Source organism: Flammeovirga sp. EKP202, assembly GCF_014534745.1.
Taxonomy (GTDB): Bacteria; Bacteroidota; Bacteroidia; order Cytophagales; family Flammeovirgaceae; genus Flammeovirga.
In genome coordinates, this window is sequence record NZ_JACVVP010000009.1 from 1 (window position 1) to 23028 (window position 23028).

At 34.3% G+C, this 23028-nt stretch carries 21 protein-coding genes; 12 read left to right on the forward strand and 9 right to left on the reverse strand.

Annotated features, from left to right (window positions below):
* Nucleotides 1–103 precede the first annotated feature (103 nt).
* The 8 genes from IC221_RS29880 (at nucleotide 104) to IC221_RS29515 (ending at nucleotide 5805) form a co-directional block, all read left to right on the forward strand.
* Nucleotides 104–274 (forward strand): T9SS type A sorting domain-containing protein, encoded by a 171-nt coding sequence (locus IC221_RS29880; RefSeq protein WP_223241323.1) that lies wholly within the window; start codon nucleotides 104–106, stop codon nucleotides 272–274.
* A gap of 206 nt (nucleotides 275–480) precedes the next feature.
* Nucleotides 481–1470 (forward strand): hypothetical protein, encoded by a 990-nt coding sequence (locus IC221_RS07310; RefSeq protein ID WP_188168328.1) that lies wholly within the window; start codon nucleotides 481–483, stop codon nucleotides 1468–1470.
* 73 nt (nucleotides 1471–1543) lie between these two features.
* Entirely contained in the window at nucleotides 1544–2215 is a 672-nt protein-coding gene (locus IC221_RS07315) for a YEATS-associated helix-containing protein (RefSeq protein ID WP_188168329.1), read from the forward strand.
* An 88-nt stretch (nucleotides 2216–2303) separates the two neighbouring features.
* Nucleotides 2304–2873 carry a uracil-DNA glycosylase family protein gene (locus IC221_RS07320; protein WP_188168330.1) on the forward strand — a complete coding sequence of 190 codons (570 nt, stop codon included), beginning with the start codon at nucleotides 2304–2306 and terminating at the stop codon, nucleotides 2871–2873.
* Nucleotides 2874–2930: 57 nt separating this feature from the next.
* Entirely contained in the window at nucleotides 2931–3503 is a 573-nt protein-coding gene (locus tag IC221_RS07325; protein WP_188168331.1) for a Crp/Fnr family transcriptional regulator, read from the forward strand.
* Between the two features lie 117 nt (nucleotides 3504–3620).
* Complete coding sequence (locus IC221_RS07330; RefSeq protein WP_188168332.1) at nucleotides 3621–4109, forward strand: luciferase family protein; 489 nt, start codon at nucleotides 3621–3623, stop codon at nucleotides 4107–4109.
* A gap of 631 nt (nucleotides 4110–4740) precedes the next feature.
* A complete protein-coding gene (locus IC221_RS29510) occupies nucleotides 4741–5277 on the forward strand; it encodes a hypothetical protein (protein ID WP_223241324.1) in 537 nt (178 codons plus the stop codon).
* A 99-nt stretch (nucleotides 5278–5376) separates the two neighbouring features.
* Nucleotides 5377–5805, forward strand: coding sequence for a hypothetical protein (locus tag IC221_RS29515; protein ID WP_223241325.1), 429 nt, complete (start codon nucleotides 5377–5379; stop codon nucleotides 5803–5805).
* A gap of 766 nt (nucleotides 5806–6571) precedes the next feature.
* Here IC221_RS29515 and IC221_RS07340 read toward each other — a convergent pair.
* Nucleotides 6572–7264, reverse strand: coding sequence for a hypothetical protein (locus IC221_RS07340; RefSeq protein WP_188168333.1), 693 nt, complete (start codon nucleotides 7262–7264; stop codon nucleotides 6572–6574).
* 361 nt (nucleotides 7265–7625) lie between these two features.
* On the opposite strand from IC221_RS07340, the gene IC221_RS07345 reads away from it, so the two are divergent.
* Together IC221_RS07345 and IC221_RS07350 are read left to right on the forward strand one after the other, a co-directional pair.
* Complete coding sequence (locus IC221_RS07345) at nucleotides 7626–9194, forward strand: arylsulfatase (protein ID WP_188168334.1); 1569 nt, start codon at nucleotides 7626–7628, stop codon at nucleotides 9192–9194.
* A gap of 81 nt (nucleotides 9195–9275) precedes the next feature.
* Nucleotides 9276–10259 carry a helix-turn-helix transcriptional regulator gene (locus IC221_RS07350; RefSeq protein ID WP_188168335.1) on the forward strand — a complete coding sequence of 328 codons (984 nt, stop codon included), beginning with the start codon at nucleotides 9276–9278 and terminating at the stop codon, nucleotides 10257–10259.
* A 58-nt stretch (nucleotides 10260–10317) separates the two neighbouring features.
* Here IC221_RS07350 and IC221_RS07355 read toward each other — a convergent pair whose 3' ends face one another.
* From IC221_RS07355 to pyrE, 3 genes are all read right to left on the reverse strand, one after another.
* Nucleotides 10318–10788 (reverse strand): hypothetical protein, encoded by a 471-nt coding sequence (locus tag IC221_RS07355; RefSeq protein ID WP_188168336.1) that lies wholly within the window; start codon nucleotides 10786–10788, stop codon nucleotides 10318–10320.
* Nucleotides 10789–10896: 108 nt separating this feature from the next.
* A complete protein-coding gene (locus tag IC221_RS07360; RefSeq protein WP_188168337.1) occupies nucleotides 10897–12279 on the reverse strand; it encodes a hypothetical protein in 1383 nt (460 codons plus the stop codon).
* 252 nt (nucleotides 12280–12531) lie between these two features.
* Complete coding sequence (gene pyrE / locus IC221_RS07365; protein ID WP_044200907.1) at nucleotides 12532–13167, reverse strand: orotate phosphoribosyltransferase; 636 nt, start codon at nucleotides 13165–13167, stop codon at nucleotides 12532–12534.
* Nucleotides 13168–13302: 135 nt separating this feature from the next.
* On the opposite strand from pyrE, the gene IC221_RS07370 reads away from it, so the two are divergent.
* Nucleotides 13303–15219, forward strand: coding sequence for an ATP-dependent DNA helicase RecQ (locus IC221_RS07370; RefSeq protein ID WP_188168338.1), 1917 nt, complete (start codon nucleotides 13303–13305; stop codon nucleotides 15217–15219).
* A 130-nt stretch (nucleotides 15220–15349) separates the two neighbouring features.
* On the opposite strand, the gene IC221_RS07375 is transcribed toward IC221_RS07370, so the two are convergent.
* On the reverse strand, nucleotides 15350–16393 hold the full coding sequence (locus IC221_RS07375; protein WP_188168339.1) for a quinone-dependent dihydroorotate dehydrogenase: 1044 nt from the start codon (nucleotides 16391–16393) through the stop codon (nucleotides 15350–15352).
* A 244-nt stretch (nucleotides 16394–16637) separates the two neighbouring features.
* Between IC221_RS07375 and IC221_RS07380 the strand changes: the two genes are divergently transcribed.
* Nucleotides 16638–17858: an S-adenosylmethionine:tRNA ribosyltransferase-isomerase gene (locus tag IC221_RS07380; protein WP_188168340.1), complete on the forward strand. Its 1221-nt coding sequence runs from the start codon at nucleotides 16638–16640 to the stop codon at nucleotides 17856–17858.
* 78 nt (nucleotides 17859–17936) lie between these two features.
* On the opposite strand, the gene purB is transcribed toward IC221_RS07380, so the two are convergent.
* The 4 genes from purB to IC221_RS07400 form a co-directional block, all read right to left on the reverse strand.
* Nucleotides 17937–19280, reverse strand: a complete 1344-nt coding sequence (gene purB / locus IC221_RS07385; protein WP_188168341.1) for an adenylosuccinate lyase — start codon at nucleotides 19278–19280, stop codon at nucleotides 17937–17939.
* A gap of 124 nt (nucleotides 19281–19404) precedes the next feature.
* Nucleotides 19405–19797 (reverse strand): hypothetical protein, encoded by a 393-nt coding sequence (locus tag IC221_RS07390; protein ID WP_188168342.1) that lies wholly within the window; start codon nucleotides 19795–19797, stop codon nucleotides 19405–19407.
* A gap of 1 nt (nucleotide 19798) precedes the next feature.
* A complete protein-coding gene (locus tag IC221_RS07395; protein ID WP_188168343.1) occupies nucleotides 19799–22234 on the reverse strand; it encodes a penicillin acylase family protein in 2436 nt (811 codons plus the stop codon).
* 141 nt (nucleotides 22235–22375) lie between these two features.
* Nucleotides 22376–23017, reverse strand: coding sequence for an HAD hydrolase-like protein (locus IC221_RS07400; RefSeq protein ID WP_188168344.1), 642 nt, complete (start codon nucleotides 23015–23017; stop codon nucleotides 22376–22378).
* Nucleotides 23018–23028 lie beyond the last annotated feature (11 nt).

Consider the following 23028-nt stretch of genomic DNA (forward strand, 5'->3'; position numbering starts at 1 on the left):
GGTAATTAAATATCTCCTTTCAGACTTTTATTTCTAAATGCAATACGAAATATTAAGATCTATTTTTAAATAGCTTCATGAAGTAAGAGTAGAGGGATCAACTATGGAAAGAGACCATCTGAAAATTTTTAATATGACGGGTCAAGAAGTTACTAGAAACGCTAACCTTATTAGTAATAATGAGTATTTCTCAGTATTTGACCTTTCTAATTTGGAACATGGTATGTATTATATAAAAACAAAATCAACAACAAAAAGAGTTATTAAAAAGTAGTTTTTTAAACTTCACTTTTTTCTGTTTTTACCTAAACTTGATAAGAGCATGATTGGAAACTATTCTAATTTTAGAATAGAATTCGAGAGTGCTCTTTGTTTTATTATAGTAGGAGTAATTAGATAGAAGAAGAGGAGGATTCTTTGCTGTTGGGAGCTTTTTGTTTATTTTTAAAATAGTATTACAAAAATTGATATTTTATAAGTATGAAAAATCCTATACTATTAGTTAAAAGAGCATATTATTTTTGGAAGTTTAATGGAATGTATTGGGATGCAATCAATTCTAAAAAAAAAGATCCTATAGATTCTTGTCAGTTACTATACAAGTCTATAGATCTAATGCATAGATACGATTTGCCATTTAAAAATACAAAGCTTGAAATTTACCACTATGCATGTTTATTTCATTTGAAATGTCATAATTGGGTTAAAGCATTCCAATATGTAGAATTGTGTATCAAAATTGATGCATCAAATTCTGTATATTTCTTAGCTAGAGGTGTAATACATTATTTTGAAAAAAACTTTATAGAGGCAGAAAGTGACTTGCTTCATTCTATTTCTATTCAAAAAAATGACGGTTTAGCCTATTATCATTTATCAAGGACTTATTTACAATTATGTGATTATAGTTCAGCTCTAAAAAATATCAATAAAAGCATTGGACTTGCCCCAAATCATGCAATGGCTCAACTAACAAAATCATTTTGCCTATTTTATAATGATAAGTTTCTAAAAGCAGAGAAATTATATAAAAGTCTCGTGACTTCGAATAGTTTCAAATGGATTAAGTTATTAAAAAACTTAAAGGGAGAAGAACAATTTAATGAGGAGTTTTGGATTGATAACCTTGTTACAGAAACAGGTCAGAAAAGATTTCATGAGATTATAAAACGTATTGAAAATTTTTTTATGATTCAGCCATTTTTATTGAAAGGTTTTCATTATGCTGCAAAGAAAGAATTTGATCATGCTTTAAGAGAGTTTGACATTGTTATTAAGTTAGATTCTAATATACGTTCAATTTATACTTTTATGGGCTATATAAAGTATTTACAAGAAGATTTTGAGGCTACTGAAACTTTTCTTATTAAAGCATTTGAAATGGGGTGCACTGATGCAAAGAGTGCTTTAATTGAAATAAAAATTGAGGATTTTTATAGAAAAATGAATTATTCTCAAACCTTATTTTAATAAAATGATATGCTTTTCTTCAAATTGTTCATTTTAAACAAAAAACTACATCAACAATAAAATCAGTACTATTATGCAAGCTCAAAATCCAGTATTTCAACAATTCTTTTTCGGTTCAGATCTGTTCTATACAATAATTATGTTAGTGATTGTAGGCTTATTAGGTGGTGTTATTAATTATTTCCATGAATTCCCAAGCCAAGAAGATAAACAGCAAACTTTGTTACAATGCTTATTTTTAGGGGTTGGAGCCTCTTTAATGATACCCTTATTCTTAAAGTTTACATCTTTTAAATTTCACCCAGAAACTGCTTCAACAGAAGATTTTTTACAAATTATAGGTCTCTGTCTCATCGCCAGTATTTTTGCTAGAAAGTTCATTACCTCCATTGGTGACAAGGTATTAATGGAGCAGCTTAAAAATAAGATCAATAGCATTGAAGAAGGAGTAGAAGAGATTGTAACTGAAGGGTATGAAGAGAAATTTGCAGACTTCAAAAAAGAAGATTTAAAGGAAATTGCCGGGAATGAATTTCTAATTCTTGAAGCTATGAAAAATAAACTACCTCAAAAGAGAAGGAAAGTAGAAGGATTGACAGAAGATACTCAACTTTCAGAAGCTGATGTGAAAGAAAGCCTAGAGAAATTATTAGACTATGCTTATGTTGACCATCTTGTAGTAAATAAAATGGACCGCTGGGAAATCACTAAAAAAGGGAGAAGTTATTTTCATTATTTCCAGTAAATGATTATGTTCTTTAATATGCCTTGTGATACAAGCTGCTAAATCAATTCATAAGCTATTTCTCAATTTTGAAATTACATCATTATCAATGAAAAACCTTATCCAAGAAATCAAAAAATGCCAACTCTGCTTACCACATTTAGAACATGGTGTTAACCCCGTAATGTCAGCGAGTAAGAAGAGCAAAATTATCATTATTGGGCAGGCTCCTGGAAGTGTAGTGCATAAAACAGGAATTCCATGGGATGATAAAAGTGGTGAGCGACTTCGATCTTGGTTAGGTGTAACAGAGGAAGAATTTTATAATGATGAACTATTTGCTTTAATCCCTATGGGGTTCTGTTACCCCGGAAAAGGAAAAAGTGGCGATTTACCACCAAGGCCGGAGTGTGCACCTTTGTGGCATGATCGAGTTTTGAATGAAATTGAGGAGAAACCTTTGATTCTTTTAATCGGAACCTATGCTCAAAAGTATTATTTGAAGGGTTTGATCAAAAAGACGCTGACAGCAACAGTTCAAAATTATAAAGAGTATTTACCGCAACATTTACCTTTACCACATCCATCCCCAAGAAATAATATCTGGTTAAAAAAGAATGAGTGGTTTGAGGATACTGTTATTCCAGAATTAAAGAGGAGGGTCAAAGAGGTTTTATAAGACTTATTAACTAGATGTTTAAAGAACAGCCTGATTATTTATTCAAAATACCTTGTCATGCATAATCTATCGAAACATATTAAAGAATTAATTTCTATATCCGATGAACATTTGGATGAAATTCTAGGCAAATTCAATGAAAAAGTCTTTCAAAAGCGAGAGCATATTTTACAACAAGATGCAAAAGTAGATGAGGTGTATTTTATCATGAGTGGATGTGTAAGAACTTATGTTTATGACTTGAATGGAGAGGAGCATAATATCACATTTTCCATGGAAAACTGGTGGTTTGGTGACTTACAAAGTTTTATCAAAAGAAATACTGGGGTTTATAATATACAAGCATTAGAAGAGACAAAAGTACTTTCCATTAATAATGATAATTGGAACCTTTTACTTCAAGAAGTTCCCGCTTTTGTGAACTATACAAGAATTCTATTTCGGAACACAATGTTTACCCAAGAGAATAGAATTTTACAAAACCTTTCGTATACAGCTGCAGAGCGATATGATTTTTTCTTAAAGAAATATCCTAATTTATCTCAAAGAATTTCTCAAAAACACATTGCAAGCTATTTGGGGATCACTCCTGAGTTTCTGAGTATGATCCGAAGAAATAAGAAAGACTAACTTCTTAAACTACTTTAATTTTTTTCTAATCGATACTACTGATCTTTGTTTCATTAGGTTTTTAGAACAACATAAAACCATCTCAATACTTTAAATCACTGATAAGTAAAAGCGAATATGAACAAAGTAATCACGTTAGAAAATGTACCAATGAGAGAAGGAAGTCGACCAAGAACAACACCTTCAAATCCTCATATGCAGTTAGATCAACAACCTGAAGATACCTCATTTATCAAAAAATTAATGGAATGGTCTTTCGATTTTCAGAACACCATAAAAAGACCGAGTGCAATCTCTGTTCCCGGTTCCACTGCTTTATGGATGGAAGAAACACATGCTTGTTCATCATGTAATGCTTTTATGATAGGCACTGAGTTCGCACATTTTCATCCTCACCCGGACTTCAGTATGCACTTGGGACTTACAAAAAAAGATGCAGAATTTTTTATTGAAAAAGGTTGGGGAGAATGGCATCCGATGATTAAAAGAGGAATTCTACCTCCCAATATGATCATGTTATATGCCCCAAGAAATGAAGAGGAACTAGCCGTTTCGAAATTAATTTTGAACCGTTCTTACGACTTTGCAAGAGGCGAACTAAAATAGAATTTTCATTTAAATATATAGAGGAATAGCGATTTTTGAACTGTTTGAAAGATCAGTCGGAAGTCGCTATTTCTTTTTCATAACATTAATTCAAACTATTAAATGCGTTTTTACTTGTTAAAATAATATCGAAGTGGTCTAGTTACTATTTTTTAGTAACAACATTTCCTAATTTAGTATTAATGAAAAGATAAGTATTTCCTTTTCATAGAAACTAAACAAGCTGTAAACTAATTTTTCGACTATTTTAACTCTAAGAAATCAGGAGATTTCTGATGATTTGAAAGACACGAATGCCGCTTACGCTTAACATTCGCGCCAGTGAATTTACTACCTTATTAGTACGGTAGTGTTCCCATGGCATTGAAGGGAAAAGCGTTAAGAATTTCATGTATTGAGCCGTAAAAAATGATTTTCTTGTTTGAGCAAAGCGAGTTTAAAATCATTTAGGTGAAAGGAATGAAATTTAGCTTTTGACTTCTAAGCCTAGATTTTTTGCTTCGTTTTTCATCAATGGAAAAATGAAGAAGAAAGAACGGTTGAAAGGCAACCCTAGAAAGCTCATAGAATTGTCATTTGAAAGTTGACGATAATTGTAGTTTTACAAAGTACTAAACCAATGAATACAACTATGCAATCCCATAAAGCATTTCTGATATTTCTATTTGGAATGATGATCATTCTAAATGTAAGCGGTCAAAACAAAGCCAATCGCTATAATGATGCCTATAAACAATATTTAAATGCCACTTGCCCTTTGGAGGAAGATAGTATAAAGCACTTTGTCTATTTTGCAAAGGACAGAGCACTTCTTAAAAATCATCAATTACTAAATATTGAGAGAATAGAAGGTGCCCAAATTATGTATTCTTGGCGTCAGTTAGAATCCCAAAGAGGAACGTATGATTTTAGTGAAATTCGAGAAGATTACGAATACCTTTTATCACATGGTAAAAAGTTATTTATTCAATTTCAAGATTTAAGTTTTACAACAAGTTACATACCCGTTCCTGATTATTTAATGTCTGAAGAATTTGATGGTGGCTGTTCGAAAACATTTACTGATGATGGTGTTCATGAAGGTTGGGTAGCCAAGAAATGGAATCCTGCCGTACAAGAACGTTTCGCTCTATTGATGTTGGAATTAGGAAAGGAGTTTGATGGGTAAATTGAAGGTATAAACCTACAAGAAAGTGCAGGTGGAACAAGTGGGGAAGTTGACAAGTCATTTACTCCTGAGCGTTATGCAGAATGTTTGCGACAAAATATGTTGAGCCTTAAAAAAGGATTTCCAACATCAGTGACGATGCAATACGCCAACTTTATGCCTGGGGAGTGGTTGCCTTGGGATGATAAAGGATATCTCCGTTCTTTATATGAATATGGTAAAGAAATAGGAGTAGGATTAGGTGGTCCTGATTTGATGGTGAAAAGAAAACCACAACTCAACCATACCATTGCCATGATGCACGAAAGTAGGTATTCGGTTCCTTTGGGTATTGCGATCCAAGATGGAAATTATATAGGGAAGACAGGGGCAGATAAAGATTATAATGAAAATAGTTCTGAAAGGCATCAGAGTATCGTACCTCTCTTACATGCATTTGCAAAAGATTTCTTAAGAGTGAATTATATGTTTTGGGTATACCAAGAGCCTTATTTTAGTGATGAGGTTGTTCCTTGTTTAAATGATTAACTACATTGTAAACTAAATTATCGTCAATATTTTATCGAAACATCTTCAAGAATTCACTCTTCTACCTTTTACCTCCTTTCTTCTTCATTTTTCCATTGATGAAAAACGAAGCAAAAAATCTAGGCTCTGAAGTCAAAAGCTAAATTCCATTCCTTTCGCCTAAATGATTTTAAACTCGCTAAGGCTCAAACAAAAAAATCATTTTTAACGGCTCAATACATGAAATTCTTAACGCTTTTCCCTTCAATGCCGGGGTGCTACCAAACGAATAGGGAAGAAATTCCACTGGCACGAATGTTTAGCGTAAGCGACATTCGTGTCCTATTGATCATCAGAAATCTCCTGATTTCTAAAAACCATAATTCAGGAAAACTTAGTTTACTATGTATTAAATGAGATGAAAAAGTTATAAGTCTGTCTCTTTTTTTTGATTGCAAAAGCAGACTGCAATTTTCTCTGAAAAATTACATAATATGGAGATTCATTGATAAAAATTATATTTTGGAATAACGATAAACCTAAAGTAAAATATCAGTTCTACAGACAAGGAATTCTTCTGGATTGAAGATACTAATAGACGATTTGATGGTTATAATTATTTCGGTTTACACCCAAAAAGAATGATTGCCTTTTTTGATAAACACATGAAATAATCAAATAAATGAAAATCGCTTGAGACAATAAAAGAATACTATTTATTGATAGAAATCATAAAAGGCATCAAATCAATTATTTGGAATTTGATGCCTTTTTTGTAATCTACTTTTTAGAAACGATAAAGGATACTGACTTGCCCGACGCCATTATTAAATCTCCATTCAGTTCTTGTGATATCAGAAGTTTGCTGATAGTTCGCATTAAAAGTTCTCACCCCAAGATATTCTTGAATTTCGTTATCCGATGAATATTCCTTGTTTTCTCTTTCACCCGTAGTATACATAAAAGCAGGATTGATCTCTATACCGAAAACCAACTTTTCATTGACTACATAATTAACACCTAATACTAGCTGAACACCAATAGAGTTGGTGACTTCTGATGTTTCTGTTTTTCCTTCAACAATAGTTGGGGCAATTAAATTTCCATTATTATCATAGTTCCAATCATAATAATAATTTTCGTTTTTAGACTCAATAGAATTATGCATGTATTTTAGGTCAAGGCCATACCTGAACTCTAGTTGATTACCAATAGATTTTCTGAATTCTCGACCTAATGCAAGACTAGCTGTAAAACCAGATTGGTTTCTTGATGCACTATCAGCTTTGGTATCGTAGGATGAGCCTAGTGCAGCTAATGTACTGAAGCGCCACATTCCATTAGTATTACCTGTTCTATAAGTAAGACCAAATGAATTGAAATCATTAAAGATTACACCGACTTCTTTTTGCTTTTCTTGTGCAAAAATTGATGTTGAGAGAAATAATCCAAGAGCAATAATTACCAGCTTTTTCATCATTTTAGGTTTGTTTAAGTGAATAATGATTGAAAGTATTACACTTTAATTTTCTAGATGTTATTTCAGAAATGAAAGAGGTTTTCTGCCTTGATGTACTATTGAAGTAACTTTGAAGTAGTTGTTTAATATTTATTAAATCAAATGAAAAAATACTATAAAACGGACGATATTAATGAAGATTAATTATAGAAGTTAGCCATAAAGGTAAATTAACAATGTGTAAGTAATTTTTCTGTGAAATAGAAAGAACATCTCGGTAAAACCAGAGAACACGAAAGTAAAATCAGAAAGGATTTCCACTCGTTTATATAATCATATATCAGGTAAACTGATGTATTATTTGTTATAATTTGTAGAATAGATGAAAAAGATATCCTTACTATTTTTAGCAACCTTAATCTCTTTCGGAGGTTTTGCTCAAAAGAAAAATTCGAACAAAAAGCAACCTAACATCCTTGTGATTTGGGGTGATGATATTGGATTTTGGAATATCTCTGCTTACAACAGAGGTATGATGGGCTATAGAACGCCTAACATTGATAGAATTGCAAATGAAGGAGCAATTTTTACAGATCACTATGCTCAACAATCTTGTACTGCCGGTCGTTCTGCATTTGCTTTAGGAGAGCACCCATTCCGTACTGGTCTTTTGACGATTGGTATGCCAGGTGCTGATCATGGTATTCCTGATTGGGCACCGACAATTGGTGATGTTTTGAAAGAGAAAGGATATACTACTGGTCAATTCGGTAAAAACCACTTAGGTGACCAAGACAAGCACCTTCCAACAAACCATGGTTTTGATGAGTTTTTTGGTAATCTATACCACTTAAATGCGGAAGAGGAGCCGGAATCTGATTCTTATCCGAAAGATCCTGAGTTTAGAAAAAAATGGGGACCAAGAGGTGTTTTGCATACTTATGCTGATGGCAGAATCTCAGATACAGGTCCTTTAACACGTAAACGTATGGAAACTGTAGATGATGAGTTTTTGGCTGCTTCAGTAAACTTTATTGAAAATGCAGTTGAAAAAGATGAGCCTTTCTTTGTGTGGTTCAACTCTTCAAGAATGCACTTACATACACGTTTAAAGCCGGAATCAATCGGTGTTACCGGTAAAGGTTTATACCCTGATGGTATGGCTGAGCATGATCAGCAAGTAGGTACTTTATTAGACCTTTTAGAGGAATTGGGTATTGATGACAATACAATTGTAATTTACTCTACAGATAATGGTGCTGAAAAATTCACATGGCCTGACGGTGGTACTTCTCCTTTCCACGGTGAGAAAGGAACTACTTATGAAGGCGGTATGAGAGTTCCTCAAGTAGTGAAATGGCCAGGAGTAATTGAAGCAGGCACAGAAATCAACGATATCATGTCACATGAAGATTGGTTACCTACTTTAGCTGCAGCAGCAGGATATGATGATGTAGTAGCTGATGCCAAAAAAGGTTTTGAAGCCAATGGTAAAGAATGGAGAGTACATTTTGATGGATTTAACTTCATGCCTTACTTCCAAGGAAAAGAAGAAGAAGGTCCTCGTCATGAGATCTACTATTTTGCTCAGAATGGTAAGTTTGATGCTATCAGAATTGATGATTTAAAAATTTCATTTACGCAATTAGAAGGAAACTTCAGAACTGCAGTTCGTCAAAGTACAGCATGGCCTACAGTGACTAACTTAAGATCAGATCCTTTTGAAACAGCAAAATTCGAATCAGAAATGTACTTCCGTTGGTTGGTAGATCAAATGTGGGTAATGGTTCCTGCAGGTACAAAAGTGAAAGAATTCTTAGGTACAATTGAGGGATATCCTTTCCAAATGGGCTTCCAAGTAGATGTATCCAACTTAGGATATGATACATTCAGAATGAAGAAATTCATGACTGATTTGGAAGAAATGAAAAAGCAATTCGACAAGAAATAATTATTTTATATATATTGTCGTAGTGTTGAGACCTACTATCAAATTTTTTGGTAGTAGGCTTTTCTCATTAAATGTCTTAGCATGAATAATATTCCACATATAGAATTTCAGGAAGGTAGTATTCACGATCTTATTCTTCAATTACAAAATCGTTATGGTGGAGAAATCAAGGATCAGCATTATACACTTTCTCATGATTTACTCCATTTTGATATTAGGTATTTCAGGTTAACAGATGGTATTGAAATCACCCTTAATTCCATCAAGTTCAAAGAGGATCATAAAGTGACTTTTTATGGAAATAAAGGAGATAATAGACATTTATGCTTCCGTTTTTCATATCAAGGAGACTTTATGAGGGGACACACTATTGAAAATTCAGAGGTCCAACCTACTGAAGGAATGGCTATTTTTGATACTGCTCTCACTTTTGACGTTTTGATGAGAAAAGGACAGTTACATCAATGGGTAGGAATACGTGTTTCTAACGAAGTCATTCAAAGTAATTTTTTGATGTTTGGAGACTATTTTGGAGATGTTTTTAATACGGAAAAAACATGGTTGATATACGATCACACACCTTTAGAGATTCTTTTACTTCTAAAAGAACTTTTCAATTTAAAAGACTTAAACAAGCCTGTTCCAGTAGAAAACTCGATTATTATTGCAAGGGCTAGTGAGGCGATTGGCCTTTTTTATGAAAGGATATTAGGAAGAGATATTTCAAAAGGTAAGTTCTTGCATCAAAATGATTTAGAGTCTTTATTTAAAATCAAAGATGATATTCTTAGTTCTTATGAGTTGCCACCTTCCTTAGAAGAAATTGCAGAACAATATGGTTTTTCAGTTTCAAAATTGAGAAGAGACTTCAAAAATGTCTATGGAACATCTATCCATCGTTTTCATCAAAATTACAGATTAGAACAAGCGAAAATAAGTCTTGCTACAGATCACCTTTCTATAACAGAAATAGCAAGGAAATATGGCTACAAATCTATTTCAAAATTTTCCTATGCCTTTAAAAAGAAGTTTGGTAAATCACCTAGTGAATTTCAAAATTCTTGATAGAAAATAACCTAAGATAATTGAGTATTGGCTATTACTTTTTTAAAGAAAGTCTGAGTTATTTTTTGACACCGTAAGGAACTTCACACTCCATAATGAAATGCATTCCCAAAGGTGCTATTCTCATTTCTTCTTGAGAAGGAGAAATCTCGATTAACCGTTTCATCAAAAGATTTTCAAGAATGATTTCAATATCAATTCCAGAACAGTCCAGTTCACGGATAGCCCATTGTTCCATTCCTAAAACAGGTACCCAAATTCTAGAGGTTTCAAACTCTATAAATGAATGCTTTTTGAGGTAATGTAATATTTCTACTTCTTCCAAAGAAGCATCTCTAAGGATTTTTACAAGTGTGAGGTGTTGTTGGCAGGGGTTGTTGAAGGTGACAGCATTAGCAAAAAGTATTGCCCAACGTTGTTGTTGTATTTTTAGAGATTCGAGAGCAGAGTCTGTGATAAAAGCATGAATGGTTTTCAAAGGGATTTTTCGGACGGAGATTTGATGTTCCACCAAAAATTTCCTTGCCATTGTAATGATAGTATGTGAGTTAATTTGTTGCCAATTCTCAAAAGATTGCACTTTTCGCTCAGTATCAGCTACGTGTTCAAGAAATTTGAAATTGTCTTGTATGCTCATCTAGTCTTCTTCGTGATTATGTTGATTTGAAAAGAAATCATTGTCAAACTCTTCATTTTGGCGAATGTAATGACTTATTTTCAATAATGCCATTTCTGGCGTACATAATCCGAAAGGAGAAACCCACCTGTTTTGCATAAACTTAAAAGTGAGTGGATGATAAAAATATTGTTGACGATCTTCATCCCAGAAAGGCATGATCATCCATTGTTGATTTCCTTTTTTGCATGAAACCCATTTGAAATTAGGGTGTCTTGAAGCATTGCCCATTACGGCTACTTCATCAAACTTAATTTGGCTGATGTCAATGATATGTTCTAAATCACCAATAGCTTGATTAATCCTAGTTTCTATCAATTGTACATGGGCAAAGTACGCATTGATAAACTCAGCAATATCTTCTGGTGAATTGGTTTTTATTTCACCCGGAATACCATTTTTTAAATCAAATAAATGAGGTTTAGTAAGAAACGTACCTTCATCAGGTAAATAAATAACCGTGATTTGATGGTATTGACCGATAGGGTATGAGCCATAAATTGGAGCTTCAACGGCTTGAGTGTAATCAAACATATTATGCCAAAGGCTTCCAAAAAATTGTTGTTCTTCGGTGGTATGTCCTTTCACTAAACAAGACTTATTGACTTCATTGACCATTCGTTCTAGGTGAAGAACTGTTTTGAATCTTTTGGTACTTTCAAGATCTACAGTTCCCCAATCATGCCATTTACTATCCCAATCGTAAAAAGCAACATTCGGTAACCTTAGTTTGTAATCAAAACAAGAGGGAAGATCAAGAGTGTAACCAGGGTAATAGAATTCGTGATTATTTTCAAGTGCCCAGTTCATTTCCATAAGCATAGAAATAAAACCAAGTCCATCTTTCTTGTAGTCATAATCATAAATAGCCATCAAGCTTGAGATTGCTTTTTCTCCTACATCAAAAAAAGAGGCGGCAATCAATTGGTTCTCTTTCCAAAAGCTGACTTGCCATGTGTTATACGGAAGGGAATTTAATTCATCTAAGGCATTCACGCCGAAGTATTCTATTAAAGACTTATCCTCCTCCTCAAAACGGTTGAGTCTATACTCTTTGTAAAGTTGTATATGCTTTGGTGTGATATTCAGAGGAGTGATTTCTACATTGAATTTCCTGAATGTCTGATTGATTTTCTTTCGCTGTGATTTGGTAAACATTTGGGGGGTGAGGGCACATCGGAGTGGAAGCACTCCATTCATTTGGTCTTCAAAATACATCATTTCATATGATGCCATATTACGGGCATGTCTGAAATATCCCTCAGCTAAAAGCTCATCAATTCTAGTTGGAGTAATTTGCTCATCATCCGGAGAAATCACACCAAATGCAATATCATAATACATTGTAAGAAAAAAACAGAAATCACACTGAATTCGTTCCCTAAATTAGGTAAAGTATAGGAAGTTTGGATAAAAAAGAGGTTTTTTATTACAAAAGAAGCATGATTTAAGATGGTTTTACATAAAAACATCATTAAATCATGCTTCTTACATTGTACAGAAATAATGGTATTCACCAAAACCACAAAAAAGCCTCGAAGAGATTTATATTACATTCTTCGAGGCTTTTTTATGGAATTGATTAAATCTTTGAGATTATTTTCCCCACTCAGATGGAGCAGATCTCCAAGACTTAAGAGATTCAATATCTTCAGATTTGATGTAATCTTTTTCAAGTGCTAATTCCAACATGGCATTGTAGTTAGAAAGCGTTACTAAAGGAATACCTGCATTTTCAAAGTTTTCAACCGATAAGTCGAATCCGTACGTGAAAATAGCAGCCATACCCAACACTTCAATACCTGCCTCTTTTAGAGCTTCAGATGCTTTTAAAGAACTGCCACCTGTAGAGATTAGGTCTTCGATAACCACTACTTTAGCACCTTCTTTTAATTCACCTTCAATCATGTTGGTCATACCGTGCCCTTTAGGCTTTGATCTTACATAGGCAAATGGAAGGCCTAAAGCATCAGCAATCAATGCACCTTGAGGAATACCCGCAGTAGCAACACCTACAATTGCTTCGGCATCTTCAAATTGTTCTTGGATCTTAGCACAAAGTGCATTTTTGATATAAGTTCTGGCATGAGGATGAGATAATGACAAACGGTTGTCACAGTAAATTGGAGATTTCCAACCTGAAGCCCAAGTAAAAGGTGCATTAGGACGGATTTTGATGGCATTAATTTCCAATAAAAGTGAAGCAACTTTTTTTGCAATCGTATTTTCCATGGTTATTGCTGATGTTGAATTAAAGTGAAAGGCGGACCAAAGCCCACTTTTAAATTTTTGCAAAAATAAGAGAGAAATTCGTAAAATAAATTTCTGATATTTGATTTCTGATAAAATATATGTCAATTGAGCGAAATGAGAGAGGGATTCTTACAAATATTAAAGAAGTTTTGGGGATATGATGCATTCAGACCCTTACAAGGTGATATAATTGAAAACGCTTATCAAGGAAAAGATACGTTAGCACTTCTGCCTACTGGAGGAGGAAAATCGATATGTTTCCAAGTGCCGGGTATTGCCAGAAAAGGAGTCTGTATTGTCATCACTCCTTTGATTGCTTTAATGAAGGATCAAGTGGAGCAATTGACCAAAAGAGGGATTCCAGCCAAGGCATTGTATTCGGGATTGAACAACCGAGAGATAGATATCTTATTGGAAAATGTGGTACAAGGTGCCGTTAAATTTCTATATGTCTCTCCAGAAAGGTTGAAAACGCCCATGTTTTTGGAGCGTTTGAAAAGAATGTCTGTAGGACTTTTGGTGGTGGATGAAGCGCACTGTATTTCTCAGTGGGGTTTTGACTTTAGACCTCAATATTTAAAAATTAAAGAAGTCCGTGAGATTATCCCTGAAGTTCCTTGTATGGCTCTAACGGCAACAGCTACCGCAAAAGCTCAAGAAGATATCATCGAACATCTAAATCTTCAAAAATACACGGTATTTAAAGGTAGTTTTGATCGCCCTAATTTATCCTTCTCCATCTTCAAACAAGATGAGCCTTTTCGTAAATTATTGGACATACTAAACAAGGTACAAGGTTCCGGTATAGTGTATGTACGTACCAGGAAGCAGGCCATGCAGTATGCTGAGTGGCTGAATAATCAATACATTAAGGCAGATTTTTATCATGCTGGATTGCCCACTGAAACGAGAGAACTAAAGCAATCGGCTTGGATCAAAGGTCAGGTTAGAATCATTGTCTCCACTAATGCTTTTGGGATGGGTATCGACAAGCCAGATGTTAGAGTTGTAGTCAATATTGGAGCTCCAGAAAGTTTAGAGGCGTATTATCAGGAAGCAGGGAGAGGAGGAAGAGATGGAGAAAAGGCTTATGCCGTATTATTGGTCAGTAATGACCAAAGAAAGAAGCTATTGGAATGGGTAGAACAGAGGCACCCATCTATTGATTTTCTGAGGCGAGTGTATCAGTGTTTAGGGAATCATTATCGATTAGCTGTTGGGAGTGGGGAGATGACTTCTTTTAATTTTTATATCAAACCTTTTATCAAAAAATATGACCTTCCACCTACGGAAACCTATTATGCATTAAAAAGACTGGAAGAACAGGAGGTCTTATTATTCAATGAAAGTGTATTTCATGATCCAACAGTGATGATCAAATCTACTCCTGAAGATTTTTATGCATACCTCATCCGCCACCCGCATTTTGAGTTGATGATGAAAGGAATGTTGAGAATGTACGGGGGAGACCTCTTTAATAGTTTTGTGAGAATCGAAGAGAGAGACATCGCCTTCAAAAATGGTATCCCTCTCGATAGGGTGACTTCGATGTTGAACGAATTACATAAACTAGAAGTGATCAACTATCAACCTAAAAAAGATAGACCACAGGTGACCTTTATTTTACCAAGGTACCTGCATAATCAATTACCACTGAATAAAAAGTTACTTTCTCAACGAAAAAATCAAGATTACTCTAAAGCAAAATCAATGATTAATTTCATTGAGAATCAAGATAAATGTAGAAGTATTGCCTTAAGAGAATACTTTGGTGATTATGAAGGGGAGAATTGTGGGATCTGTGATAATTGTCTTCAGAAGAAAAAAAATAATCAGTGGAATAAAACTGTAAAATCTTATGATGAGGATATATTGGAAACCTTAAAAGAGGATAGCTATTCTCTTCATGAACTTGAAAGCACTTTATTGCCTGTTGATTTGGAAGGATTCACAAAATCGTTGAATGAATTATTTGAACGAAAAAAAGTAAAATGGTCTGAGGATAAGAAGATTATATTGTTTGATTCCTAAAAAGTAGATATAAAAAGAAAGCACCAAAATATTTTGGTGCTCTCTCCTCGACAATTTCATTAACTACAACAATCTTTCTTTACATGTATTAACGAACAACTGTGAATAAGGTTGCGAAAAATGTAAAAATTTATTGAAGTTTTTTAATTACTGCCTTATTTATATTTTTGACAATAGCAGGACCTTCATAAATAAAGCCTGTATATACCTGTACAAGCTTAGCTCCTGCCTCTAGTTTTTCAATAGCATCTTCAGCAGAGTGAATACCACCCACGCCGATAATATCGAGTGTTTTGCCTGATTTCTCGTAAAGATATTTGATGACCTCAGTGGATCTATTCTTTACAGGAACACCGCTTAATCCTCCCATACCGATGGCTTCCACTTTTTCCTTAGGTGTACTTAAGCCCTCACGACTAATAGTAGTGTTGGTCGCAATTACACCATCAATTTTTGTTTCTTGAACTACTTCAAGAATATCATCCAATTGCTCATTCGTCAAATCGGGAGCGATTTTAAGAAGGATTGGTTTAGGGTTGCTCTTCTTAGCATTTAAGGCTTTCAAAGTTCCTAATAATTCTTTTAGCGGCTCTTTATCTTGTAACGCTCTTAAGTTAGGCGTATTTGGAGAAGAAATATTTACCGTGAAATAATCAACATGATCAAAAAGAGCATGGAATCCTTTTTTGTAGTCTTCAACAGCTTCTTCGTTAGGCGTAACTTTATTTTTTCCGATGTTACCACCTACAATCACTTTTGATTTTCTATTTTTCAGACGTTCTACAGCAGCTTCTACACCTTCGTTATTGAAGCCCATTCTGTTGATTAATCCTTGGTCGGGAGGAAGTCTGAAAATTCTTGGTTTTTCATTTCCAGGTTGTCCTACAGGAGTCAACGTTCCTATTTCAATAAAACCAAAACCAAAACATTCAAACTCATCAATCAATTTTGCATCCTTATCAAAACCTGCTGCTAAACCTACTGGAGATGGGAATTTAATACCGAAAACTTCTCTTTCAAGTCGAGTATCATTGACTTTATACATTCCTTTGGCAATGCTTTTGGCAAAAGGTAATGAGAAGGCTGTTTTTAAATAACCAACTGTAAAATGGTGGATTTTCTCAGGGTCAACCTTAAATAAGAAAGGTCTGACAACAGATTTGTAGAAACTCATTTCGACACAAAATTTTAGACAAAAATGAAAACTTACGATTAGTTTTCGCATAAAACGGTGCAAAGGTAGTTAGAATTAAGCAGATTATGATATGAAATTGTAATTTTTAATGAAGGGGAATAAGGAATGCTTAAAAGATGAAAATATAAAGTTCCTACTTCGAATGAATTATCAACTATTAATCGACAGTGTTTTGTTCATTTGGATGAAATACCGACATTTGCAGTCTTGAAAAATAGAAAGCATGGAAAACGATATTAAATTACCTCAAATCGACCTGGCAGAATACCAGTATGAACTGCCAACAGAAAGAATTGCAAAGCATCCTCATTCACCAAGAGATGAATCCAAGTTGATGCTTTACAAAGGTGGAAACATTGAGCATAAAATATTCAAAGACATCGTAAATGAATTCGATGACACTTTTACTTTATTTTTTAATAATACAAAGGTTTTACCTGCTAGACTTTATTTCAAAAAAGAAACAGGTGCTCAAATAGAAGTCTTCCTTTTAAATCCAGTAGCTCCAACTAAAGATATTTCTGCTGCCATGTTAGCAGAAAGTGGAACAGTTTGGGAATGTGCCATCGGTAATTTCAAACGTTGGAAAGATCAAAAGCTTGAAGCTGCTGTTGAAGTAGAAGGGAAGATTGAGAAGTTGACAGTAAGTCATGAAGACCGCACCAAAAGGTATGTGAAGTTTGAATGGGAAAACCCAAATTTAAAATTCGTTGATATTATTTCTGCAGCGGGTAATACACCACTTCCTCCTTACATTAAGAGAGAAGCGACTGAAGAGGATAAAGATACTTATCAAACGGTTTACTCTAAAAATGAAGGTGCTGTTGCTGCACCAACCGCCGGTTTACATTTCACTGAAGCAGTTTTAAAACAATTAGCGGACAAGGGTGTAAGAGAAGAAGAAGTGACACTGCATGTAAGTGCGGGAACATTTAAACCTATTTCATCTGATATTGTAACAGACCATGATATGCATAACGAGCAAATCATTGTTACAAAGGAGAATATGAAAGCACTGATTGAGGCAGAAAAAGTAGCTTGTGTAGGTACAACTTCAATGAGAACTTTGGAAAGCACATATTGGTATGGTGTTCGAGTATTAGAAGATAAAGATGCTACTTTTGATATTAAGAAACTTGAGCCATATGAAAAGGCGAATCAAAACTTGCCTTCAAGAAAAGAAGCTTTCCAAGCAGTTTTGGATTTAATGGAAGAAAGAGGAGTAGATACTTTAAGTGGTGAAACTTCTATTTTCATTATGCCAGGGTATGATTTTAAAGTGATTGATGCATTGGTGACTAATTTCCACTTACCAAGTACAACGTTAGTATTATTGATCGCTGCGTTTATTGGTGAGGACTGGAGAAATATTTATAATGCTGCTTTGGACAATGACTACCGTTTCTTGAGTTATGGAGATTCTTCTCTTTTATTTAGAAAATAATCTGAGAAATTTGAATATAAAAAAACGCCGATCCTTGTAATAAAGATCGGCGTTTTTGTTTTAAAGAATTGTGATTTCCTAGATACCTGTATAGTTATAAGGAGTAATTTTCTTCAATTCTTCTTTGATATTTTCTGGTACATCTAAGCCGCCGATGAAAGCAGAAATACTCTCCGCCGTAATTTTTTCATTCTTACGCGTTAAATCTTTCAACATTTCATAAGGGTTAGGAATACCTTCTCTTCTTAATACTGTTTGAATTGCTTCAGCAACTACTGCCCAGTTGTCTTCTAAATCAGCTTGAAGTTGGTCAGCGTTTAATTCTAACTTATTCAAACCTTTTTGAAGTGACTGTAAAGCAATAAGGATATGTCCTAAAGGAACACCGATGTTTCTCAATACAGTAGAGTCAGTAAGGTCTCTTTGTAATCTTGAGATAGGTAATTTTACTGCTAAGTGTTCTAAAATAGCAGAAGCGATACCCAAGTTACCCTCAGCGTTTTCAAAGTCAATAGGGTTCACTTTGTGAGGCATTGCAGAAGAACCTACTTCGTTCTTATTGATTTTTTGCTTGAAGTAACGCATTGAAACGTACTGCCAGATATCTCTCGATAAATCAATTAAGATGGTGTTGATTCTTTTGAAACCGTCAAACAAAGCGGCAAGGTTGTCGTAGTTTTCAATTTGTGTAGTGAATTGAGAACGATCTAAACCTAATTGTTCGTTAACAAAGTCATTACCAAATTCTACCCAGTCAATAGTAGGGTATGCTACGTGGTGGGCATTGAAGTTACCTGTAGCACCACCAAATTTAGCAGAGTAAGGAATTTGCTTTAATGCTTCCAATTGTTTTTTAGCTCTATAGCTAAATACTTTGAATTCTTTACCCAAACGAGAAGGTGAAGCAGGTTGACCGTGCGTTAATGCAAGAATAGGTTGTTTCTCCCACTCATTTGCTAATACGTCGATCATTGAGATTACCTCTTCGATCATTGGGATGACAACGTCTTCGTTCGCTTTCTTTAAAGAAAGAGGAATCGCTGTATTGTTAACATCTTGAGAAGTTAAACCGAAGTGAACAAATTCTTTTTGTTCTTTGATACCCAAATCGTCAAATTTCTCTTTGATGAAATATTCAACAGACTTAACATCATGGTTTGTTACTTTCTCAAACTCCTTTACTTTTTCAGCGTCTTCTAAGCTGAATTCTTGATAGATTTTTCTGATTGGAGCGTATAAAGATTTATCAAAACCTTCTAGTTGTGGAAGTGGTGACTCACATAAAGCAATGAAGTATTCAATTTCTACCCAAACTCTATATCTTATCAACGCATATTCAGAGAAATATTCTGATAAAGATGAGGTTTTACTTCTGTATCTGCCATCAATAGGTGATACCGCACTTAGTTGATTTAGCTCCATTTTTGTTATAGGAAAATTGTGAAAAACTTTTCAAGTCGCAAATATAATCACTTGTTCAAAATTCTTGATACATATTAAGTAGAATTTTTTAAGCTTTCCATCGATCTCTATTTGACTCTGAGCCTTAATCAGAAGAAGTGTTTGTTTTCTCTACAGGTTTTAAATCTACGGAAGCCCATTTGATCAATGCACCACAAAGGGCAGAAAGCCCTCCTGTTAACCCACCTATAAGAGCACTGATAATTCCTACAAAGTCATTGGAAGGAAGTTTAAACATCTCAGCTACTCTATGGCTTAACTCTGAACCTGTATAGATTTGGATCATTGCGGCATAAACTCCCCAAAGCAGAGCAATGCTAATGAAACCTGTAAGGAAGATAGGAAGGAAGTTTTGCTTTTGTTTTAAAACACCCAAAGCAAAACAAGGAAAAGCAATAATCCACCAAGGAAAAAACAACTGTAATAAGCTACTTCCTATGGCAATACTTGCACCGTATATTATATAATTATTGTACATGTTAATTTTTAATTCTTTCTGATTTAAGTAATTCTTGAGGAGGCTCTTTTAAATAATCGTCTTTTGCGAAGAATATGACTTTGTACAATTCACCTTTCTCAAATTTCGAAATCATATTGTCATAATAAGGGCTTCCCGCATTGCCAGATTGACCACCCGGCATCACTTGGTAAGCTTCAGGTCCTTGAGGAGTCATTTCCACTAGCATTCTAAAACTAGGACCATGTTTTTCTTTTGTAGCATTGACAATCCCCCTATAGCCTCCATTTTGAACATTCTCGATATTAAACCCAGGAAGACGGCCTAAGTGTTGAACCATGGTATTTTTATAATTCGCCCAAGTTAGATCAAGCGTAGGGTTTTTAGTATTCCATTGATCCACTTTCTTCACTGCTGCCAGAAAAGCTTCTGTCATTATATCTTCAATATTTTCTTTTTTGGCTGTTTCTAATTCATCAATAAAAATTAGATCAGGTTTATGTTGAAGTAAATAGAACGTATTCACTCTTGTTGGGATAGCGTATTCTTTAGAAGGGTGATTGTGGAATTCATCCCATATAATATCACTGACTGATTTGGCCCACTCTTCAAAATAAATAGAAGCACTATTTTGAGGAGAGTAATAATAATCCCAAGTTCTTAATTCAGTATAAATGCTTTTTTGACCGTCAGATAAGTCTATGGTTTTGAGGTGTTCAAGCATGAAAGTTAGATTCTCTTCAGCAAATAAGCTGTAGTTATCATTCATCATACCTGAAAGTTCATCAATAGTTAGATCCTTGGCACTGTCTAATAATTGATGAATACGTCTGTTTCTGTAGTATTCAAAATATTGTCCATAGTGGTAGTAAGGGTAGTTATTGTTGGCAGGGTGTTCGTTTGCAGAACTAACATACCCACTTTTGGGGTTGATTACTCTTATATTGTGCTCGTTAGGAATGAAGCCTTGCCATTTTGTATCTAATCGTGTGCCATCCAATACAAATTTACCTTGGTTTTTCCATCGGTTAGGGAATCTACCTTGAATGTTCATGGCAATTGTGCTGTCTTTAGAAGCAAAGGCGAAATTAAGTGCAGGACCAGAGAAATAACTCAGTCCTTTATCAAATTCTTTATAATCTTTAGCATGATTAATAAGGTAAAGCGATCTTAATTCTCTAGAGCCATCATGTGCTGTCCAACGTAAGGCATAACCTTCTTTTTGGTCCGAACTTCCAAAATTTTGATCATAGACAATAGGGCCCCATCGCGTATAACGAACAGTGTCAAGTAGAGCTTCCTTGTCTCTGATTTTGATTTCTTCAATTCTTAAATCAGCCTTTGACCAATAATTGTCAATCAAATAATGGGTTCTTGATTTGTCCTGAAACAAAATTTTATACCAATCTCTATCATCCCTTCTCGCACTCGTAACGCCCCAAGCTATATCTTCATTGAAACCTACAACAATACACGGGATTCCAGGAATAGACATTCCCATTACATTTCCTTTAGGATGAGTAAGCTGATTAGAAAACCAGATAGAAGGCATTGTTAAACTAAGGTGGGGGTCATTACATAAGATCGGATTCCCACTTTTTGTTTTTGATCCACTCACCACCCAGTTATTACTTCCATTATCAGGGTCATCTTTCTCTACAGCATGTTTCCTTAATCCGGAGAGTAATTTCATATTTTGAGGAGCCTTAACCTCAATCACTTCCAAGTTGTCCCAAATAGAATCATTATTGGCAATAGGTTCTTGGAAGGGTAAAATTTCTGGAAATAGAAGATCAAAATTCTTCTTGCCTAAATGTCGTAAGGAGTTGGTGTTTTCGAAATCGTAATCCGGTCCAGATAGTGAGTATTGAATGAACTTAAAAATTAATGCCGTTTTAAGCGGAGTCCAATATTCAGGTTTATAATTAAAGAATTTATATTCAACAGGGTAATCTGCATAAGACAATTGGTCAATATAAGCATTGACACCGTTAGTATAGGCATTCAATACAGACATCATTTTCTTGTCATTTTTTATGCTTTTGATAAACTGTTCTGCACCATATTGCAGTCCTTGTCTTCTCATTCCTTTATCGTACTTTACAGTAAGATTACCAAAGACTTCAGACAATCTTCCCGCAGCGGCCATGGCTTGAAAATCCATCTGCCAAAGTCTATGTCTCGCCGTTACATACCCTTGCAAATAGTAAAGATCATGTTCATTTTCAGAATAGATATGAGGTATTAATAAAGAGTCATAATAAATAACTCCTTCAGAAATCATTTTAGGTAATTGGATGGATTCTGGAAGTTTTTCATTCTTCACTTCATTTTGCCAAAAACCTTGAAAAGGATCGAGAAATCGACCTAATGGAGGAATATTGTTAATTTTTGAGTCTAAGGCGACGATACAAAAAAAAGTAAATGCTGAAATAATGCCTGCTATAGAGGATCTCATTGTATTTAGATTAGTAAGTGTCAAAACAAATGAAACAGGATCTGTACTCTAGCAAATGTTTTGTGACTTAAAATGAAAAAAGTAAAGTAAAAATACATAAACTTAGATCCGATACAAATTGGAATTTAGATTGAAGTATTTTTACTCTTGAATTTCAGAAAAATAGTGATGAATCTTACGATAGAGATTTTTCTGATAGTCTATTAAATCTAAGATTGGAGACTTACTCAAAACCTTTTGGGAGTTATAGCCCCAACTAACGGCAATCATCGGAATTTGTGCAATCTTGCAAGCCTCAGCATCTCTGACTTCATCACCTATGTAAATCAAATATGGACCAAACTGTTGTTTCAGCTCAATAAGCTTTTTATGTTTGCCGAAAAGTTTTGAAGAAGCATGAATCGTTGAAAAGGTATGTTCTAAACCTTCTTTTTGGAGGATTTTTCTTATTGTACTCGATGCATTTGAACTTAAAATCTGTAATTCATATCCTTCTTCCGTCAGTAGGTTTAATTGGTTTTTAATTTCAGGGAAAAGTACAATGGAAGATTTCTGTAGATATAATCTGAATTTCATTTCCAAAACAAAAAAAGGAACCATCCATTTTTTTAGTTTGATCTTATGCATAATCTCTTTCGCGGGTAAATCTTTATATACACTTATTTTTTGTTCAGAAAGATCTAATCGATACCTGGGGCCAATTTTTTGAATGATACTTTCTACAAGCGGTAATGTGTCCGCAATAGTACCATCAAAATCAAAAAGTATAATTTTTTTTATCATCTAAAAAAGGT

Coding starts and splice junctions, on each gene's coding strand:
- IC221_RS29880 (WP_223241323.1), top strand. CDS start 104: ATGGAAAGAGACCATCTGAAAATTTTTAATATGACGGGTCAAGAAGTT.
- IC221_RS07310 (WP_188168328.1), top strand. CDS start 481: ATGAAAAATCCTATACTATTAGTTAAAAGAGCATATTATTTTTGGAAG.
- IC221_RS07315 (WP_188168329.1), top strand. CDS start 1,544: ATGCAAGCTCAAAATCCAGTATTTCAACAATTCTTTTTCGGTTCAGAT.
- IC221_RS07320 (WP_188168330.1), top strand. CDS start 2,304: ATGAAAAACCTTATCCAAGAAATCAAAAAATGCCAACTCTGCTTACCA.
- IC221_RS07325 (WP_188168331.1), top strand. CDS start 2,931: ATGCATAATCTATCGAAACATATTAAAGAATTAATTTCTATATCCGAT.
- IC221_RS07330 (WP_188168332.1), top strand. CDS start 3,621: ATGAACAAAGTAATCACGTTAGAAAATGTACCAATGAGAGAAGGAAGT.
- IC221_RS29510 (WP_223241324.1), top strand. CDS start 4,741: ATGCAATCCCATAAAGCATTTCTGATATTTCTATTTGGAATGATGATC.
- IC221_RS29515 (WP_223241325.1), top strand. CDS start 5,377: ATGTTGAGCCTTAAAAAAGGATTTCCAACATCAGTGACGATGCAATAC.
- IC221_RS07340 (WP_188168333.1), bottom strand. CDS start 7,264: ATGATGAAAAAGCTGGTAATTATTGCTCTTGGATTATTTCTCTCAACA.
- IC221_RS07345 (WP_188168334.1), top strand. CDS start 7,626: ATGAAAAAGATATCCTTACTATTTTTAGCAACCTTAATCTCTTTCGGA.
- IC221_RS07350 (WP_188168335.1), top strand. CDS start 9,276: ATGAATAATATTCCACATATAGAATTTCAGGAAGGTAGTATTCACGAT.
- IC221_RS07355 (WP_188168336.1), bottom strand. CDS start 10,788: ATGGCAAGGAAATTTTTGGTGGAACATCAAATCTCCGTCCGAAAAATC.
- IC221_RS07360 (WP_188168337.1), bottom strand. CDS start 12,279: ATGTATTATGATATTGCATTTGGTGTGATTTCTCCGGATGATGAGCAA.
- pyrE (WP_044200907.1), bottom strand. CDS start 13,167: ATGGAAAATACGATTGCAAAAAAAGTTGCTTCACTTTTATTGGAAATT.
- IC221_RS07370 (WP_188168338.1), top strand. CDS start 13,303: ATGAGAGAGGGATTCTTACAAATATTAAAGAAGTTTTGGGGATATGAT.
- IC221_RS07375 (WP_188168339.1), bottom strand. CDS start 16,393: ATGAGTTTCTACAAATCTGTTGTCAGACCTTTCTTATTTAAGGTTGAC.
- IC221_RS07380 (WP_188168340.1), top strand. CDS start 16,638: ATGGAAAACGATATTAAATTACCTCAAATCGACCTGGCAGAATACCAG.
- purB (WP_188168341.1), bottom strand. CDS start 19,280: ATGGAGCTAAATCAACTAAGTGCGGTATCACCTATTGATGGCAGATAC.
- IC221_RS07390 (WP_188168342.1), bottom strand. CDS start 19,797: ATGTACAATAATTATATAATATACGGTGCAAGTATTGCCATAGGAAGT.
- IC221_RS07395 (WP_188168343.1), bottom strand. CDS start 22,234: ATGAGATCCTCTATAGCAGGCATTATTTCAGCATTTACTTTTTTTTGT.
- IC221_RS07400 (WP_188168344.1), bottom strand. CDS start 23,017: ATGATAAAAAAAATTATACTTTTTGATTTTGATGGTACTATTGCGGAC.